17 protein-coding genes and 1 pseudogene are annotated in these 17,116 nt (G+C 72.4%); 12 read left to right on the top strand and 6 right to left on the bottom strand.

Annotated elements, in window-relative coordinates; translation table 11 throughout:
• The first annotated feature begins 170 nt into the window (after nt 1-170).
• The 12 genes from M446_RS09530 (at nt 171) to M446_RS09475 (ending at nt 11,037) form a co-directional block, all read left to right on the top strand.
• A complete protein-coding gene (locus M446_RS09530; protein ID WP_012331889.1) occupies nt 171-857 on the top strand; it encodes an alpha-ketoglutarate-dependent dioxygenase AlkB in 687 nt (228 codons plus the stop codon).
• 73 nt (nt 858-930) lie between these two features.
• Entirely contained in the window at nt 931-1,875 is a 945-nt protein-coding gene (locus tag M446_RS09525; protein ID WP_012331888.1) for a hypothetical protein, read from the top strand.
• Nucleotides 1,876-2,135: 260 nt separating this feature from the next.
• On the top strand, nt 2,136-2,384 hold the full coding sequence (locus tag M446_RS09520; protein ID WP_012331887.1) for a hypothetical protein: 249 nt from the start codon (nt 2,136-2,138) through the stop codon (nt 2,382-2,384).
• A 111-nt stretch (nt 2,385-2,495) separates the two neighbouring features.
• Nucleotides 2,496-3,881: an amino acid permease gene (locus M446_RS09515; RefSeq protein WP_012331886.1), complete on the top strand. Its 1,386-nt coding sequence runs from the start codon at nt 2,496-2,498 to the stop codon at nt 3,879-3,881.
• 12 nt (nt 3,882-3,893) lie between these two features.
• Nucleotides 3,894-4,616 carry a hypothetical protein gene (locus M446_RS09510; RefSeq protein WP_012331885.1) on the top strand — a complete coding sequence of 241 codons (723 nt, stop codon included), beginning with the start codon at nt 3,894-3,896 and terminating at the stop codon, nt 4,614-4,616.
• 340 nt (nt 4,617-4,956) lie between these two features.
• Complete coding sequence (locus tag M446_RS09505) at nt 4,957-5,505, top strand: inorganic phosphate transporter (protein WP_012331884.1); 549 nt, start codon at nt 4,957-4,959, stop codon at nt 5,503-5,505.
• Nucleotides 5,506-5,507: 2 nt separating this feature from the next.
• Nucleotides 5,508-6,551, top strand: a complete 1,044-nt coding sequence (locus M446_RS09500; protein ID WP_012331883.1) for a transporter — start codon at nt 5,508-5,510, stop codon at nt 6,549-6,551.
• Between the two features lie 165 nt (nt 6,552-6,716).
• On the top strand, nt 6,717-7,301 hold the full coding sequence (locus tag M446_RS09495) for an acyloxyacyl hydrolase (RefSeq protein ID WP_012331882.1): 585 nt from the start codon (nt 6,717-6,719) through the stop codon (nt 7,299-7,301).
• A 114-nt stretch (nt 7,302-7,415) separates the two neighbouring features.
• Nucleotides 7,416-7,991 carry a cob(I)yrinic acid a,c-diamide adenosyltransferase gene (locus M446_RS09490; protein WP_012331881.1) on the top strand — a complete coding sequence of 192 codons (576 nt, stop codon included), beginning with the start codon at nt 7,416-7,418 and terminating at the stop codon, nt 7,989-7,991.
• A gap of 226 nt (nt 7,992-8,217) precedes the next feature.
• The gene (locus M446_RS09485; RefSeq protein ID WP_012331880.1) at nt 8,218-8,967 is read left to right on the top strand and encodes an electron transfer flavoprotein subunit beta/FixA family protein; all 750 of its coding nucleotides are present in this window, start codon (nt 8,218-8,220) and stop codon (nt 8,965-8,967) included.
• A gap of 29 nt (nt 8,968-8,996) precedes the next feature.
• Nucleotides 8,997-9,947, top strand: coding sequence for an electron transfer flavoprotein subunit alpha/FixB family protein (locus M446_RS09480; protein WP_012331879.1), 951 nt, complete (start codon nt 8,997-8,999; stop codon nt 9,945-9,947).
• 208 nt (nt 9,948-10,155) lie between these two features.
• Nucleotides 10,156-11,037, top strand: a complete 882-nt coding sequence (locus M446_RS09475) for a 3-hydroxybutyryl-CoA dehydrogenase (protein ID WP_012331878.1) — start codon at nt 10,156-10,158, stop codon at nt 11,035-11,037.
• Nucleotides 11,038-11,257: 220 nt separating this feature from the next.
• Here M446_RS09475 and M446_RS09470 read toward each other — a convergent pair whose 3' ends face one another.
• From M446_RS09470 to M446_RS09445, 6 genes and pseudogenes are all read right to left on the bottom strand, one after another.
• Complete coding sequence (locus M446_RS09470; protein WP_012331877.1) at nt 11,258-11,584, bottom strand: hypothetical protein; 327 nt, start codon at nt 11,582-11,584, stop codon at nt 11,258-11,260.
• Nucleotides 11,585-11,674: 90 nt separating this feature from the next.
• On the bottom strand, nt 11,675-12,682 hold the full coding sequence (locus tag M446_RS09465; RefSeq protein ID WP_012331876.1) for an NAD(P)H-quinone oxidoreductase: 1,008 nt from the start codon (nt 12,680-12,682) through the stop codon (nt 11,675-11,677).
• Nucleotides 12,683-12,804: 122 nt separating this feature from the next.
• Nucleotides 12,805-13,467, bottom strand: a complete 663-nt coding sequence (gene upp, locus M446_RS09460) for a uracil phosphoribosyltransferase (protein ID WP_012331875.1) — start codon at nt 13,465-13,467, stop codon at nt 12,805-12,807.
• 132 nt (nt 13,468-13,599) lie between these two features.
• Nucleotides 13,600-14,851, bottom strand: a pseudogene (locus tag M446_RS09455) (URC4/urg3 family protein).
• A gap of 104 nt (nt 14,852-14,955) precedes the next feature.
• Nucleotides 14,956-16,212, bottom strand: coding sequence for a GTP cyclohydrolase II (locus M446_RS09450; RefSeq protein ID WP_012331874.1), 1,257 nt, complete (start codon nt 16,210-16,212; stop codon nt 14,956-14,958).
• Nucleotides 16,213-16,347: 135 nt separating this feature from the next.
• On the bottom strand, nt 16,348-16,767 hold the full coding sequence (locus M446_RS09445; RefSeq protein WP_012331873.1) for a DUF2852 domain-containing protein: 420 nt from the start codon (nt 16,765-16,767) through the stop codon (nt 16,348-16,350).
• Nucleotides 16,768-17,116 lie beyond the last annotated feature (349 nt).

Here is a 17,116-nt window from a genome sequence, read left to right as displayed (position 1 = left end):
AGCCGAAGGACCGCGTCGGCGAGGCATGATGCGACACCAAGGGACCGAGCGGAATTGCCCCATGCGATTCTGCGTGGAGCGGAGCCCGATCACGGTGCACTCGGGCGCTGCTCCAGGTGTTTGATTGCGCCGCATGGTCTACGCCGAACCGGCATCCGCTTCGGCAGGACGTGCTATGGAGGCTCGAGCGAACGCCGAGGGGGCCGCTCCTGATCGAACTCGCGCCGGGCCTGATCCATTATCCGGGCTACCTCGACGCCGCCGGCCAGGCGGCGCTCGCCGCCGACCTCGCCCGCGTGCTCGCGCGGGCGCCCGCCTTCACCCCGACCATGCCGCGGACGGGCAAGCCCTTCTCGGTGCGGATGACGAATTGCGGCCGCCTCGGCTGGGTCTCGGACCAAGCCGGCTACCGCTACCAGCCCGCGCATCCCGGGACCGGGGCGCCCTGGCCGCCGATCCCGCCCGCCCTGCTGGCGGCCTGGAGCGACCTCGCGGCCTATCCCGACCCGCCGGAGGCCTGCCTCGTGAACCTCTACGCGCCGGGGGCCCGGATGGGGCTGCACCAGGACCGGGACGAGGACGCGCTCGACGCCCCCGTGCTCTCGCTCTCCCTCGGGGCGACGGCGCTGTTCCGCCACGGGGGCCCGCGGCGGGGGGATCCGACCCGCTCCCTGCGCCTGCGCAGCGGCGACGCCCTCGTCATCGGCGGCGCCTCGCGGCTGATCTTCCACGGCGTGGACCGGATCGTCCCGGAGCCGCCCGACCTGCTCGGGGCGCCGCCCCTGCCGGAGCCGGTGCCGCCGGGCGGGCGGGTGAACCTGACACTGCGACGCGTCACCCTGTCCGGCCGCGCTTGACAGCGGCCGGGCGGCGACGCATCGCGCCCTGCACCCGGTCGGCTCGCAGAGCCGTCCGCAGGAGATCGCGACCATGTCCCTGCGCGTCCTCGCCGCCCTGTTCGTGAGCCTCGTCCTGGCGGGCGCGGCCCACGCCGCCGAGCCGGTCTATCCGCCCGGCTCCCGCTTCGGCTTCGAGCCGATCCAGGACATGCAGGTCTCCCGCCGCTTCACCGGATTCGAGCGGCCGGGCGGCGGCGCCACGGTCTCGGTGGTCGAATTGCCGCCGCAGGACTTCTCCGCCCTCACGGCGAGCTTCACGGCCGAGAGCCTGAAGGCCCAGGGGCTCACCGTGAAGAACCGCGAGGAGCTGACCCTCGCCGGCGAGGCCAAGGGCATCCTGTTCACGGGCGAGCAGCCGATCGAGCAGCCCGGGGCCCCGACCATCGCCAAGTGGGTGCTGCTGGTGGCCGACCCGACCGTGACCGGGCTGGTGATCGGCCAGATGCTGCCCGGCGCCGAGACCGACGAGGCGATGCGCAAGATGCTCACCAGCGTGCGGGTGCGGGCGGCGCTCAGCCTCGACCAGCAGGTCGCCGCCCTGCCCTTCCGGGTGACCGAGACGGCGGGCTTCCGGCCGGTCCGGGTGCTGGCCGGCAACTCGGTGCTCTACACCGACGGGCCGAAGGACCAGATGACCAGCCTGGAGCAGCCCATCCTGGTTCTGGCCGAGGCGGTGCAGCCGCCGCTCCCGCCCGACCAGCGCGACGCCTTCGCCAAGGCGGCGCTCTACTCCAACCAGACCCTCAAGGATTTCGCCATCGAGCGCGCGCAGAGCTTCCGGCAGGGCGGCGCCGACTGGCACGAATTGGTGGCGCGGGCGACCGACATCCCCTCCGGCATGGCGGTGGTGGTGTCGCAGACGATCCGCTTCAAGCCCGACGGCTACTTCCGGGCGGTGGGGGTGGTGCGGGCGCAGGACCGCGACGCCACCCTGCCGCGGTTCCGCCAGGTGGTGGACGCGGTCCAGTTCCCCTGAGGGGCGGCGAGGGCGGGGTCGCGGCTCCGCCCGCTCATCGCCGGCCCCTCGCCCGACCGGCCCCGGGGCGCGCCGCGGCGCGGAATCCCGCGCGACATCCCCGGAGCCACGCTCCCTGAACGCCGCCGGGCCGGTCGTGTCAGCCGCCGTTCATGCAGCGCCCCTATAGTCCCGCTTCATCGATCGTCGTCAGTCGCAGCCTCCCGCGCGCCGCCCCGGCCCGGCGCGCGCGGCGGCGCGTGCCCAGGAGCGGCCCCGCCATGCTCGCCCGCGCGCCCCTGTCCGAGACGGCGGCGAGTCCGCGCGCCGACCGATCGCCCGGCCCCCTGATCGACAGCCTCGTCCCCGCCCTCGACACGGCCTTCGCCCTCGACCGCAGCGGCACGTTCCCGGAGGAGATCGCTGCCCTGGTCGCCCGGCTGCTGCCCGCGCGCGCCGCGATCTGGGACGAGGAGCCGGAGGCGGAGGAGGAGGCGGGCGCGCCGGCGGACCTCGCCGCCGCCCCCTGAGGCACCCGCCCCGGACCGGCGAAGTCCGGCGGTCCCTGCGGCAGCTCGCGCGTTGAGCGGCTGATCGGCCGGCCCATCATCCGCGCGCGCTGATCGTCCGGGGAGGTGGCGATGGCGAGCGCGACGGGCGGGCTGCTGCGGACGAAGCCGCTCGCGCGGCTCAACGCCGACGCGGCGGCGGGCGAGAACGGGCTCCACCGCAGCCTCGGCCCCTGGAGTCTCGTGGGGCTCGGGATCGGGGCGATCATCGGGGCGGGCCTGTTCTCGCTCGCCGGCATCGCGGCGGCCGAGCATGCCGGGCCGGCGGTCGTCATCTCCTTCGCCATCGCGGCCCTCTGCTGCGCCTTCGCGGGCATGTGCTACAGCGAACTCGCCAGCATGATCCCGGTCTCGGGCAGCGCCTACACCTACGCCTACGCCACGATGGGCGAGTTCGTCGCCTGGATCATCGGCTGGGATCTCGTGCTCGAATACGCGGTCGGGGCCGCCACGGTCTCGGTGAGCCGGTCGACATCCGTCGCGACGCTGCTGCAGGGCTGGGGCATCGCCCTGCCGCCGCGGCTGCTGCACTCGCCCTTCGAGACGGTCGCGCTCGCCGACGGCACCCGGACCAGCGGCCTCGTCAACCTGCCGGCGGTGCTGATCGTCTGCGTGATCTCCCTCCGGCTGATGCGCGGCGCGCGCGAGTCGGCCCGGGTCAACGCCGTGGTCGTCGTCGTCAAGGTCGCGGTGGTGCTCACCGTGAGCGGGGTGGGCCTGTTCTACGTCAAGGCGCAGAACTACGTCCCCTTCGTTCCGGACGATACGGGCACCTTCGGGGAGTACGGCTGCAGCGGGATCATGCGGGCGGCCGGGGTGGTGTTCTTCGCCTATATCGGCTTCGACGCGGTCTCGACGGCGGCACAGGAGGTGAAGAACCCCCAGCGCACCATGATGGTGGGGATCCTCGGCTCCCTCGCGATCTGCACCGTCCTGTACATCGCCTTCGCGGCCGTGCTGACCGGCCTCGTGCGCTCCGACGCGATGCGGGGCGATGCCGCCCCGGTCGCCACCGCCATCGCGCGCACACCCTTCCCGTCCCTGCAGGCGCTGGTGACGCTCGGCGTCATCGCGGGCTTCAGCACCGTCATGCTGGTGCTGCTCTACGGCCAGTCGCGGGTCTTCTACGCCATGGCGCAGGACCGGCTGCTGCCGCGCTTCTTCGCGGCGATCCACCCGACCTGGCGCACGCCCTACCGCTCGAACCTGTTCTTCATGGTCTTCGCCGCGCTGCTCGGGGGCTATCTATTTCGGCTACGGCCGCCGCTACAGCCGCGTCGGCCACGCCGCCCGCCCGCGGACCCGCACGGCCTGACCACGGGCGCTCGATACGACCAGATCGGACTGTGTTGTTCGAAGAAAAGCGCCGCAGGCCGTGCGCCGCCACACCGCCGCGTTGTTGAGGGGGCGCGAGACAAGGGCGGCTTCTTCGAGGAAGCTGTCAGCCTCACTTGGTAGAGGAACACGCGCATGAGATCCTCTTCGGTCCTCGCAGCGGTCACGCTGCTGCTCGCGGGCCCGCCCGCCTTCGCGCAGGGCACCGCCCAGCAGCGGGCTGCCTGCACGCCGGACGTCTGGCGCCTCTGCGCCTCGGCGATCCCCAATATCGGGGCGATCACCTCCTGCCTGCGGCGGGAATCCGCGAATCTGAGTCCCGCCTGCCGCACCGTGATGAACGAGGTGCAGGCCCCGACCCAGCAGGCAGCGGCGCCGCGCCCGGTCGCGCGTGGCCCCGAGCGGCAAGTCGCCGAGCGCCAAATCACCAGGCACCGAGTCGCCGAGCGGCGGATCGCGGAGCGTCAAGCCGCCGCGCGGCCGGTCCAGCTCCGCCGCATGGCCCAGGCCCGGCCCGCCCCGCGCCTGATGACCGCCCGGCCCGTCCCCCGGATGATGACGCCCCGGCCGGCTCCGACGCGCTTGGCGATGCGGCGCGGCTACGCCCATACCGCGATGATGGACCGCCCGGTCCCGCGCGCGGCGTCGCGACGGCACGTCGCCGGGCGCGGCTACGGCATCCCGGCCGGCCTCGCCGGGCTCGGCGGGCCCGGCAGCCGCTCGGCCATGCGGCAGGCCAATTACTGGATGCGCCAGATCGGCGGCATGATGGGCGGGATGGGAGGCGGCATGGGCGGCATGTCCCTCGACTCCATCCGCAACATGCGCGTCGGCGACCTGATGGGCATGATGGAGTAGGCGCGTCCCGCCGGCATGACGCAGGACGGGGCTGAAGGGCCGCCGCGGCGAGGGCCGCGGCGGCCCCGCCTCACGGCCCGCGATCCGCTTTCCGGACGATCAGTTCCGGGCAGCGGATGACACGCCCGCGCGGCGCCTGAGCGAAGCCGACCCGACATCCGCATGGCCGAAATGGGAGATGGCGAAGCAATCCGCCGGATTTCGGATGACGGCCGCGCCTGCCCTGATCCCTCCGGCCCCCGCGGCACCTGCCCGCGCCTGTCACACGGGTGTCGCCCCCCGCGGATCAGGGTCCGCGCAAGGACTCGCGCGTGAGTCCGGCCAGAACGGGGGAGCGGCGATGTCGCGTTCGGCGGTCGGCGGCTTGGGTCCGGTGGCGGGTCCCTCCGGAACGCCGCAACCGAAGGAGGGGCGGCCGAATCTCGACGGCCGGACCTCCGTCCTCGCCGCCGCGATCTTCGTCGCGGTGCTCGGCGGCGCGCTGCTCTGCGCGGCCTGCGGCATCCGCATCGACGTCATCGAGACCGGAACGGCGGTCGTCACCTCCCTGCCCGTCATCCTGCCCTTCGTGGCACTGACCATCGCGCTCGCCTTCGAGTTCGTGACCGGCTTCCACGACACCGCCAACGCCGTCGCCACCGTCATCTGCAGCCACTCGCTGCCCGCCACCGTCGCGGTGGTCTGGTCGGGCTTGTTCAACTTCCTGGGCGTGCTGCCGGTCTCGACCACGCACGTCCTGTCCTCGGGCGCCGCCGGCACCATGGCGGCGAACCGCTCGGGGCTGCAGCCCGGCACCCTGCGCAACCTCGCCATGGCGTGGCTGCTCACCCTGCCGGTCGCCATGCTCCTGTCGGGCCTGCTCTACGCGGTCTCCTCGCAGGTGTTCTGAGCATGGCGGCGCCGGCCCCGGCCGCCTTGCCGCGGCTCCTGTGCGACGAGCCGGCCCTGCCGGGCCTGCTCTTCGCGATGATCTTCGACGAGACGGGGCGCGGCCGGCTCGTCGGGCACGACGAGGATCTGCCGGCCCTCGGCAGCTTCGGCGAGGGCTTCCTCTGGCTGCACCTCAACCTCGTCGACGCGCGCCTCGACACGATGATCGCGGAGGGCCGGCTCGGCCCGCCGCGGCTCGCCGCCTCGGCCTTGGGGCGCGACGCGCACCAGCGCATCGCCGTCGAGGGCGGCTTCGTCGGCGGGGTCGTGGCGGACCTCGCCCGCGACGGCGCGCGGGCGAAGGTCGACCCGGCCGGGCGCCTGCACGTCGTGATGGGGCCGCGCTTCCTGGTGAGCGGCCGCCGCCACCCGGTCGTCGGCCCCGACGCGACCCGCGACGCCGCCCAGGAAGGCCTGCCGATCACCTCGCCGGTGCGCCTGCTGGAGGCGCTGATCGGCCACGTCGTGGGCGCCATGGCGAAGGAGGGCGCGGCCCTCTCGGAGGAGCTCGACGCCATCGAGGACCACGTCATCGAGGAGACCTCGCGCGTCGAGCGCCGCCGCCTCGGCCCGATCCGCCGCGACGCCGTGCGCCTGCACCGCCAGCTCCTCGGCCTGCGGGCGGTCTTCCACCGCTTCGAGGAGGAGGGCGAGGCGGAGGGCCTGCCCGACCGCGAGGTCGCCGCGGCGGCCCGCATCGCCCAGCGGCTCGATTCCCTCGACCGCGACATGCTGGCCATGGCCGATCGCAGCCGCCTCCTGCAGGAGGAGCTCTCGGCGCGGCTCGCCGAGGAGACGAACCGGCAGCTCTTCACCCTGTCGGTGCTCACCGCCCTGTTCCTGCCGCCCACCCTGGTGACGGGCGTGTTCGGCATGAACACCAAGGGCCTGTTCTTCGCCGAGCACGAGGCGGCCTCCCTCTTCGCCCTCGGCATCGCCGGGGGCTCGGCGCTCGCGGTCTACCTCGTCATCCGGATCCTGGGGCTGCGCGCGCCGGGCCGCTGAGCCCGGGTCCTCGGCGGCGCCGGACCTGACCCAGGAGTAGTGTGGCATGCCGGACGCAACCAGAGGAAAAGGACGCGGGCGGGCACGCATCCCTGGGACGCCGGGACCGGGCCGGGGCTAGGCTCGCCCCGGCTCCCCGCAGGGCTGCTTCGGGTTCTCGACGACATGCGTGCCAACCTTCTGGGTCTTGCCGCCGCGGCGGCGGCGGTGCCGGCCGTCGCGGCCGATCTCGCGGCGCCGGTGCCGGTGCCGGCCTATCGGCCGCCGGTGCAGCCGCTCAGCATCGTGTCGGAGTTCCGCATCGGCGGCTCGGCGCAGGACCCCTGGAGTCCCGAGGCCGGCAGCGGCAACGTCGTGAGCGAGGTGCTGTTCGCCAAGCCGGTGGTCCCGGCGGACCCGTTTTGGAGCCAGTTCGTGCCGCGGCCCACCGTCGGCGGCAGCTACAACACCGCGGGCCGCACCAGCTACGCCTATCTGGGCGCGACCTGGACCTTCGACATCACGGACCGGATCTTCGTCGAGGGCTTCTTCGGCGCCTCGTTCCACAACGGCGCCACCGGCCGCTTCGTGCCGCCGAACTTCAACGCGCTCGGCTGCTCGCCGCTCTTCCGCGAGGCCGCCTCGCTCGGCTTCCGCCTGACCGAGCACTGGAGCGTGCTCGCCACGATCGAGCACCAGTCCAATGCGGGGCTCTGCGTCGCCAATCGCGGCCTGACCAATGTCGGCGGCAAGGTGGCCTACACGTTCTGACCCTCCGCTCGCCGGCCGGACGGCAGCGGCCGCGCGCCCTCTGTCCAATTGGAAGCGCGCGCCCCCTCGTGTAGACGGTCCCGACAGCCGCCAAGCGTCGGGAAGCGAGAAGCCGTGGTCGTCCTCAACCGCATCTACACGCGCACCGGCGATGCCGGCACCACCGCCCTGGCGAGTGGCGAGCGCCGCTCCAAGGCGGACCTGCGCATCGAGACCTACGGCACCGTCGACGAGACCAATGCCTGCCTGGGGCTCGCCCGCCAGCACACGACCGGCGAGCTCGACGCGATGCTCTCGCGCGCCCAGAACGACCTGTTCGATCTCGGGGCGGACCTCGCGACGCCCGAGAGCGACCAGCCCCTGCCCTACGAGCCCCTGCGCCTCGTCGCCGCCCAGGTCGAGCGCGTGGAGCGGGAGATCGACGCGCTCAACGCCGCGCTGACGCCCCTGCGCTCCTTCGTGCTGCCGGGCGGCACGCCCGCCGCGGCCGCCCTGCACCTCGCCCGCACGGTCTGCCGCCGGGCCGAGCGGCTCGCGGTGGCGCTCGCCGCCACGCCGGGCGAGCGGGTCTCGCCGGTGGCGATCCAGTACCTGAACCGCCTCTCCGACTTCCTGTTCGTGGCCTCGCGCGTCGCCAACGACGGCGGCGCCAGGGACGTGCTCTGGGTGCCCGGCCAGAACCGCGCCTGAGGCGCCGCCGCCGCCCTGCCGGGACCGTACCGATCTTTCGAAACCAACCCCCGGCCGGGCCCCCCGCCGCCCGCGCGGCGGCCCCGGCCCGGGCTTTCGCCCGCGTTGACATTTCGGAAAATCGGCCGTTACGGTCCGGCACCTTGCTCCCAAAAGGGATGGTCGGCGGGCTTGCGCGCGGCGCGCGCGACGGCACGGCCTCCCGGCCCGGAAGGAAACGACGGTCATGAAGGTCCTGGTGCCCGTGAAGCGGGTCGTCGATTACAACGTGAAGATCCGGGTCAAGCCGGACGGCTCGGGCGTCGAGCTCGCCAACGTCAAGATGTCGATGAACCCCTTCGACGAGATCGCCGTCGAGGAGGCGATCCGCCTGAAGGAGAAGGGCAAGGTCACCGAGATCGTCGCCGTCTCGATCGGGCCGCAGCAGGCCCAGGAGACCATCCGCACCGCGCTGGCGATGGGTGCCGACCGCGGCATCCTGGTCAAGACCGACGCCGCGGTGGAGCCGCTGGGCGTCGCCAAGATCCTGAAGGCGCTGGTCGACAAGGAGGGTCCGAGCCTCGTCATCCTCGGCAAGCAGGCGATCGACGACGATTCCAACCAGACCGGGCAGATGCTCGCGGCGCTGCTGGGCTGGCCCCAGGGCACCTTCGCCTACCGGATCGAGGCCGGCGAGGGCGCCCTCGACGTGACCCGCGAAATCGACGGCGGGTTGCAGACGCTCACGCTGCAGCTGCCGGCCATCGTCACCACCGACCTGCGCCTCAACGAGCCGCGCTACGCCAGCCTTCCCAACATCATGAAGGCCAAGAAGAAGCCCCTCGACACGGTCGAGCCCGAGGCGCTCGGCGTCGACGTGAGCCCGCGGCTCAAGGTGCTCAAGACCGTGGAGCCCGGCGGCCGGCAGGCGGGCGTCAAGGTCGGCTCGCCGGCCGAACTCGTCAACAAGCTGAAGGTCGAGGCCGGCGTCCTCTGACGCGCCTCCCGAGATCGAGGACAAGCGACATGGCCACCCTCCTCCTGGTCGAGCACGCCGATGGCAAGCTCAAGGATGCCAGCCTCAAGGCGCTGACCGCCGCCAAGCAGCTCGGCGCCCCCGTTCACGCCCTCGTGGCCGGCGCGGGAGGCCGGCAGGCCGCCGAGGCCGCCGCCGCCCTCGACGGCGTCGAGAAGGTGCTGCTGGCCGAGGACTCCGCCTTCGACCACCTGCTCGCCGAGCCGACCGCCGCCCTGATGGCCGAGGTCGCGGCGGGCTACGACGCGGTGATCGCGGCCGCGACCACCGAGGGCAAGAACGTGCTGCCGCGCGTGGCCGCCCTCCTCGACGTGGCGCAGGTGTCGGACATCATCAAGGTCGTGTCGCCCGACACGTTCGAGCGGCCGATCTACGCCGGCAACGCGATCCAGACCGTGCAGGCGACCGACGCCAAGAAGGTGATCACCGTGCGCACGGCCGCCTTCAAGGCGGCGGAGGCGGGCGGCGCGGCGGCTCCGATCGAGGCGGCGGCCGCCGCGGCGGCGCCGGAGGCGAAATCCGCGTTCAAGGGCGAGGAGATCGCCAAATCGGATCGTCCGGAACTGGCCTCCGCCAAGTTCGTGGTCTCGGGCGGGCGCTCGCTCGGCTCCGCGGAGAAGTTCAAGGAGCTGATCGAGCCGCTGGCGGACGCGCTCGGGGCGGCGGTGGGCGCCTCGCGGGCCGCGGTGGATGCGGGCTACGCGCCCAACGACTGGCAGGTCGGCCAGACCGGCAAGGTCGTGGCGCCCGACCTCTACGTGGCGGTCGGCATCTCGGGGGCGATCCAGCACCTCGCCGGCATGAAGGACTCGAAGGTGATCGTGGCGATCAACAAGGACGAGGAGGCGCCGATCTTCCAGGTCGCGGATTACGGCCTGGTCGGCGACCTGTTCCAGATCGTGCCGGAGCTGCGCCAGGAGATCGCCAAGGCCAAGGGTTGATGGGCCAAGGGTTGATGGCCAAGGGTTGATGGCCAAGGGTTGACGGGCCAAGGGTTGACGGGCACGGCCCCGCGCGGGGCGGCTCGCGGATGATGAGAGCGGGGCCGGCTGTCGTGTTGCTGCGACGGCGCGGCCCCGCATGGCGTGATAGAATCGTGATGTGCGAGAGGGCCCCGCTGCGGGTTGGGTCCCTGTGAGGTGCGGGGCGATGGGCATCGAGATCAAGACCGTGGGGATCATCGGGGCCGGCCAGATGGGCAGCGGCATCGCGCATGTCTGCGCGCTGTCCGGGCTCAACGTGCGCCTCAACGACCGCGACCCGGAGCGCCTGAAGAACGGGCTCGCCACGGTGAACGGCAATCTGCAGCGCCAGGTCGGCAAGGGCACGATCTCGGAGGAGGGCCGCCGCACGGCGATCGAGCGGATCCTCCCGGTCGAGAGCTTCGACGATTTCGGCCCCTGCGACCTCGTCATCGAGGCGGCGACCGAGGACGAGGCGATCAAGCGCACCATCTTCTCGGCCCTGTGCCCGTCGCTGCGGCCCGAGACGATGGTGGCGACCAACACCTCGTCGATCTCGATCACCCGGCTCGCCGCCTCGACGGACCGGCCGGAGCGCTTCATCGGCATCCACTTCATGAACCCGGTGCCGGTGATGCAGCTCGTCGAGCTGATCCGCGGCATCGCCACGGAGGACCCGACCTTCGAGTCGGCCCGGGCCTTCGTCAGCCGGCTCGGCAAGACCGTGACGGTGTCGGAGGATTTTCCGGCCTTCATCGTCAACCGCATCCTGCTGCCGATGATCAACGAGGCGATCTACACGCTCTACGAGGGCGTCGGCTCGGTGGATTCGATCGACACGGCGATGCGGCTCGGGGCGAACCACCCGATGGGGCCGCTGCAGCTCGCCGACTTCATCGGCCTCGACACCTGCCTGTCGATCATGCAGGTGCTCTACGAGGGCTTGGCGGATTCGAAGTACCGGCCCTGCCCGCTCCTGGTGAAGTACGTCGAGGCCGGCTGGCTCGGCCGCAAGACCAAGCGCGGCTTCTACGATTACCGCGGGCCGGAGCCGGTGCCGACGCGCTGAGGCGGGCGGGATCCCGACGCGCCGGCGGGCCGGGCACCGTCCGGCCCCGTCCCACGCAGGCGGCAGGGCGATCGAACATCGACGGTCATGAAACATGACCGTCGGGTTCGTTCTCGACGTGTCGTCACGCTCTCGGCGCCTGTCGAGATGGCGCCCGTCGAAAATGCGAGGCGGTCAACGGCCCGATGCCTCGGCATCCCGGGCCGTTGGTGTCAGCCCCTCAGCGCTGGTTGGTCGAACCCGTCGTCGCCGGCTGCGAGGGGGACGGGTAGGCCGGGTTGCCGGCCGGGACGCCGGCGCTGTTCGCCGAGGGGTTCGCGGCGTTGCCCTTGCCGTCCGCCGAGCCGGTGATCTGGGCGCGCGAGGCGTCCTGGCTCTTGCTGGCGTAATCCTTGGGCGCGTTGGCGCCGTTCCAGGTCAGCAGCGCCACGGTGGCGATCGCCAGGAGCGCGAGGCTGCCGAGGAGCACGTAGAGGACGGGCTTGCCGCGGGCGCCCTGGCGGGCTTCGGTCGCCGTCTCGATGCGGGCGCGATCGTCAAGGGCCATGGGATCTCTCCGGGAATGGGGGCCGCTCGCGGGCGGCGCTCTGCCCGGGCAACGGATGCCGGGCAGCCACGGTTCCTCGGAGCGGTGGCCTCAGGCGCCGGTCGTCAGCATGATCTTGCCGAGATGCGCGCTCGATTCCATCAGCGCGTGGGCCTCCCGCGCCTGCTCCAGCGGGAAGGTCGCGTGGATCACCGGCCTGAAGCCGCCGGATTCGAGCCAGGGCCAGACCTCGCGGCGCAGCCCCTCGGCGATGGCGGCCTTCTGGGCGGTGGTGCGGGGGCGCAACGTCGAGCCGGTGAAGGTCAGGCGCTTCACCATGATCGGCGTCATGTTGAAGCCGTCGACCTTGAAGCCCTGCATGAAGGCGATCACGACGAGCCGGCCCTCCAGGGCCAGGGATTTCAGGTTGCGCTCCAGGTAGGCGGCCCCGACCATGTCGAGGATCAGGTCGACCCCCTTGCCGCCGGTCAGGCGCTTCACCTCCTCGGCGAAATCCGCCTCCCTGTAATTGATGGCCGCGTCCGCCCCCATCGTCTCGCAGAAGGCGCACTTCTCCGCCGAGCCGGCCGTGGCGTAGATTGTGGCGCCGGCGTGCTTGGCGAGCTGGATCGCCGTGTAGCCGATGCCGCTCGATCCGCCATGGACGAGGAAGCGCTCGCCCGGCGCGAGCCGCCCGCGCTCGAACACGTTGGTCCAGACGGTGTAGATGTTCTCCGGCAGGCTCGCGGCTTCGAGGAGCGAGAGCGGGCGGGGCCGGGGCAGGCAGAGCGGCGCCTCGGCGACGCAGTACTCGGCATAGCCGCCGCTGATCACCAGGGCGCAGACCTCGTCGCCCTCGGACAGCCCGGTCACGCCCTCGCCGCGCGCGACGACGCGGCCCGCCACCTCGAGACCGGGGATCTCGGTGGCGCCGGGGGGCGGCGGGTACTTGCCGGCGCGCTGCTGGCAATCGGGCCGGTTCACGCCCGCGGCCGCGACGGCGATCAGCACCTGGCCGGGGCCGGGCCTCGGCACCGGGGCGGTCTCGATGCCAATCACCTCCGGCCCGCCGGCCCCGGTGAAGCGGACCTGGCGCATCGTCTCGGGGATGGCGGGCATGGGGCGTCTCCTCGCGGGTCGTTCGCCGCACTACCTGACAGCTCGGCCGAGGTTGGCAAGCCCCTCAGCCCGCAAGTCCCTCGGTGCAAGTCCCTCGGCGCAAGTCCCTCGGCCCGCGCGCCTCAGCGCGTGCCGTACATCCGGTCACCGGCGTCGCCGAGGCCCGGGATGATGTAGCCGTGCTCGTTGAGGTGGCTGTCGACCGAGGCGGTCCAGACCGGCACGTCGGGATGCGCGCCCTGGAACTTGGCGAGCCCCTCGGGCGCCGCGAGCAGGCAGACGAAGCGCAGGTCGCGGGCGCCGCGCTCCTTCAGCCGGTCCACCGCCGCGATGGCCGAGTTGGCGGTGGCGAGCATCGGATCGAGGACCAGCACCGTGCGGTCGGCGAGGTCGGACGGGGCCTTGAAGTAGTACTCGACCGCCTCCAGGGAGTCCGGGTCGCGGTAGAGGCCCACATGCGCCACGCGGGCCGAGGGCAGGAGCGAGAGCATCCCGTCCAGGAAGCCGATGCCGGCGCGCAGGATCGGGGCCAGGACCAGCTTCTTGCCGGCAATCTGCACGCCCTGCATGGTCGTGAGCGGGGTCTCGATCTCGACCGGCTCCAGGGGCAGGTCGCGCGTCACCTCGTAGGCGAGCAGCGTGCCGATCTCGTTCAGGAGTTGGCGGAAGCCCTTGGTCGAGCGCGCCTTGTCCCGCATCAGCGTCAGCTTGTGCTGCACCAGCGGATGCGAAACGACCGTCACCGGGGCGGCGCCCGTCGTCTCCCGCGTGCTCGCAACCTGCATCCTCGTCATCCCCCTGCAGCAGCCTTGCCCTCGAAGCAGGCGCGCCCTCGAAACAGCCTTGGCCGGATTCTTGACCGGATTCTTGGCCGAAGCTGCCGGATTCCTGGCCGAAGCTTAGGCCGGTCCGGCATCTCAGAACACCGTGCCGTCGCTCGCGATGGTGAGCGGCGGCGTCCCGTCGGGACGCAGGGACCGGGCCAGCCGCCGCCCCGTCGCCCAGGTCCCGCCCTCCAGCACCTTGGCGAGCGGCAGCGCCGCCGGATCCGCGATCCCGAGCCGCTCGCGCACGAGCGGCGCCAGCCGGTCGAGGAGCGCCACGGTGAGCGCCCGCCACTCGACCACCAGCTCGGACTCGACCGGATGCGCCCGCGCGGCCTCGTCCGGGCGCTTGAGGGAGAGCACGCCGCTGTCGAGGAACAGGCCGCCGTTGCGGTATTCCGGCAGGCCGGTGAGCGCGTCGAGGCCGGTCACGGAGAGGCCCGCCGCCTCCAGGGGCTCCAGCAGCGAGTAGGCGAGCCACTGCGAGAGCTTGTGGAAGGGCACGAGCCCGGCCGTCTCCCCCTCCCCTCCCGCCTTCGGGTGGCGCCACGTGTCGCCGAGATCGACCCCATCGAGGGCGATGCGGCCCGGGCCAGATCGGCCCGAGATGGGTGAGGAGCGCGGCGAGGAGCGCGGTGGCGGGCAGGGCCCCGTCCACCGCCCGCGCCGCGAGGAGGTCGTAGAGGCCGCCGGGCCGGGCCTGCGGCCCGAACCCGTCCGGGTCGGCCGCCACGACCTGCCCCAGCCGGTTGAGGAGGGCAGTGCGCCCGTCGAGACCCACGAGCGGGTTCGTCGGCGAGACCTGGAAGCCCCGGGCGAGGTCCGCGACGGAGAGGCTCGCCAGCGCCCGGGCATCGACCCGGAACGGATCCTCCGGCACCTCGGAGAACAGGCCGGAGATGAAGAGGTCGAAGCTCGCCACCGCGAGCCCCTCCGAGCGGGCGTAGGTCTCGCCCGTCCGGCCCTCCTCGTAGCGCCAGGTCGGGCCGGCGCCGGCGTCGAGGAGCACGCTGACGATGACGAGGTCGAAGGCCGCCCGCGCCCGCGCGGCCGCCTCCTCCCAGGGCGCCGCCTCGGCGAGGCTGCCCCAGCGGTCGAAGCCGCCGACCGAGAAGTGCCGCCAGCGGGCGTGGTACGGGATGGCGAGGTCCGGGTAGCTCGCCCGGATCGTCTCCACGACCGCGTCCGCGCAGGCCCCGAGCTTCTCGGGATGGACCGCGAAGTGATCGAGCGCCCCGTCGAGCCCGAGCGCGAGCAGGCCCTCGGCGCGGGCGCGCACGGCCTCCGGGGTGAGGAGCCAGCGCACCCCCGGGGCGGCCTCGATGCTGACGGGCTGTCCGCTCACGACACTCTCCTTGCACTCGGGATCGGGGACGCCGCCGGCGCGGGGCCCGGTGCGGGTTCCGGGAGCGTGCCGGACAGCCCCGGCCGGCCGGGCGGCGGTCCGGCTCAGAACCGCTCCAGGTCGCGCCCCTTCACGGCGTCGAGCGCCCCCGCATCGGGCGCCTCGCCGGGCGTGTAGTAGCCGGCCGCCTTCTTGGCCTCGATCTCCACCGCCGCGTCCGGGGGGATCAGTTCCGGCGGGATCGGCACCCGCTCGCCGACCGCGATCCCCGAACCGGTGATCGCGTCGTACTTCATGTTCGACATCGACATCAGCCGGTCGATGCGGCGGATGCCGAGCCAGTGCAGCACGTCGGGCATCAGCTGCTGGAAGCGCGCATCCTGCACGCCGGCCACGCATTCCGTGCGCTCGAAGTAGGTGGCCGCGGAATCGCCGCCCTCCTGGCGCTTGCGGGCGTTGTAGACCAGGAACTTCGTCACCTCGCCGAGGGCCCGCCCCTCCTTGCGATTGTACACGATGACGCCGACGCCGCCCGCCTGCGCCTCCCGCACGCATTCCTCGATGCCGTGGGTGAGATAGGGCCGGCAGGTGCAGATGTCCGAGCCGAACACGTCCGAGCCGTTGCACTCGTCGTGGACCCGGCAGGCGATGCGGGTGCGCGGCTCGGCGATGCGCGCCGCGTCGCCCATGATGTAGATCGTGCAGCCGCCGATCGGCGGCAGGAAGACCTGCATGTCGGGCCGCGTCACCAGTTCCGGGAACATGCCGCCGGTCTGCTCGAAGAGCGTGCGGCGCAGGGCCGTCTCGCTGGTCCCGAACCGCGCCGCGACGCCCGGCAGGTGCCAGACCGGATCGACCGCGATCTTCACCACCGAGATGTCGCCGCCCGGATGCAGGATCGCGCCGTCCGGCGCGAGGCGGTGGGCGCCGATCGCCGCCAGGATCTCCGGCAGCGAGAGCCGCGCCTTGGTGATCGCGATGGTCGGGCGGATGTCGGCGCCGGTGGCGATCTCGCGGGCGAAGACCTCGCCCGGCAGGTGGCCCCAGGGGTCGAGGGAGACGATGCGGTCCGGCTCGCTCCATTGCGGGTGCGGGCCGATCGGCACGACCGGATGGGTGTTCGTCAGGTCGGGCCGGGCCAGCGGGTTGAGGGCGCGCCCGGCGATGGCGAGCGCCCGGTAGAGGGAATAGGCCCCGCCATTCGCCCCGATCACGTTGCGGTCGGCCGGGTTGGTGACGGTGCCGATCACGGGGCCGCGCTCGCGCGGATCGGCGGCGCCCCAGCGGATCGGCCAGCGGGCGGCGCCCGGCTCCGGATGCGAGGTGAGCCGGATATGCGTCGAGCGGTTGGACGTGGTCATGCGGTCCCGCCTCATCCTGAACGGCGAAGGCTCTCCGCGCTGTCCGCGCGGAGAGCCTCGTTGGCTTGACCTTGCTGACGATGGCCGATGCCGGCCGGAGCGTCAAGTTGGGACGGTGCGAGCCCGCCCGGGCCCTCAGTAGTTCGTGCCGGCCTTGCGGCGGGCCATGAAGGCGTCGAACTGCTCGCGGTCGCGGGCGCGCTTCAGTTCCTCCACGAAGTCCATGAAGGCGCGGCTCTCCTCCTCCAGGCGGCGGCGCTCCTCCTCGAGGCGGTCCAGCTCGCGCCGGCGGTACTCCTCGAAGGCCGAGTTGCCGGTGCCCTGCCGGAACGCCTCCCGGCGGACGAACCCGCCGCGGAGGTTGCGCTCAGCGAAGGATTTCAGTTCGTCGAGGGCCGGGTATCCCATGAGCTTCCACACCACGTAGCCGGCCGCGACGGGCCAGACATAGATGAAACCGAGGACGATCGCGCCGATCTCCAGGGAGCGGCGCGGGAACGGACCGGCGCCTCGGCAGGAGCGGCCGTTCGACCAGGGGGCGGAGGAAAAGGTCACGTCGTGTCTCCCGAGGAGATGTGAATGTGAACGACATTTACATGCGGGTGCCCCCGCGCGGTTTCAAGAGGAGGGGAAGCGGGATTCCACGCGGCGGCGCGCGGCGGCCGAGGCGCGCGCCGAGACGGTGCCCGGGCTGCTCCGCCCGGACACCGCCGACCGCTCAGGCCAGGTTCAGAACCTCAATGCAGGTAGCCGAGGAAGAACAGGATCAGGATGATCGGCAGGGGAATTCCGATCAGCCACAGGAGTCCGCCTTTCAGCATCTTCGCCTCCATCGAATTCAATGCCGAGATTGGAGCATGAACGGGGAAGCGAGACTTGAGTTCCACCGGATCGCGGCGGGAGG

Source organism: Methylobacterium sp. 4-46 (assembly GCF_000019365.1).
Lineage (GTDB): Bacteria > Pseudomonadota > Alphaproteobacteria > Rhizobiales > Beijerinckiaceae > Methylobacterium.
This window is presented reverse-complemented; position numbering and strand designations above follow the sequence as displayed.

Bases quoted from the DNA above. Each gene is read 5' to 3' on its own strand.
- M446_RS09525 (WP_012331888.1), top strand. From the start codon at position 931: ATGTCCCTGCGCGTCCTCGCCGCCCTGTTCGTGAGCCTCGTCCTGGCG.
- M446_RS09520 (WP_012331887.1), top strand. From the start codon at position 2,136: ATGCTCGCCCGCGCGCCCCTGTCCGAGACGGCGGCGAGTCCGCGCGCC.
- M446_RS09515 (WP_012331886.1), top strand. From the start codon at position 2,496: ATGGCGAGCGCGACGGGCGGGCTGCTGCGGACGAAGCCGCTCGCGCGG.
- M446_RS09510 (WP_012331885.1), top strand. From the start codon at position 3,894: ATGAGATCCTCTTCGGTCCTCGCAGCGGTCACGCTGCTGCTCGCGGGC.
- M446_RS09505 (WP_012331884.1), top strand. From the start codon at position 4,957: ATGTCGCGTTCGGCGGTCGGCGGCTTGGGTCCGGTGGCGGGTCCCTCC.
- M446_RS09500 (WP_012331883.1), top strand. From the start codon at position 5,508: ATGGCGGCGCCGGCCCCGGCCGCCTTGCCGCGGCTCCTGTGCGACGAG.
- M446_RS09495 (WP_012331882.1), top strand. From the start codon at position 6,717: ATGCGTGCCAACCTTCTGGGTCTTGCCGCCGCGGCGGCGGCGGTGCCG.
- M446_RS09485 (WP_012331880.1), top strand. From the start codon at position 8,218: ATGAAGGTCCTGGTGCCCGTGAAGCGGGTCGTCGATTACAACGTGAAG.
- M446_RS09480 (WP_012331879.1), top strand. From the start codon at position 8,997: ATGGCCACCCTCCTCCTGGTCGAGCACGCCGATGGCAAGCTCAAGGAT.
- M446_RS09475 (WP_012331878.1), top strand. From the start codon at position 10,156: ATGGGCATCGAGATCAAGACCGTGGGGATCATCGGGGCCGGCCAGATG.
- M446_RS09470 (WP_012331877.1), bottom strand. From the start codon at position 11,584: ATGGCCCTTGACGATCGCGCCCGCATCGAGACGGCGACCGAAGCCCGC.
- M446_RS09465 (WP_012331876.1), bottom strand. From the start codon at position 12,682: ATGCCCGCCATCCCCGAGACGATGCGCCAGGTCCGCTTCACCGGGGCC.
- upp (WP_012331875.1), bottom strand. From the start codon at position 13,467: ATGCAGGTTGCGAGCACGCGGGAGACGACGGGCGCCGCCCCGGTGACG.
- M446_RS09450 (WP_012331874.1), bottom strand. From the start codon at position 16,212: ATGACCACGTCCAACCGCTCGACGCATATCCGGCTCACCTCGCATCCG.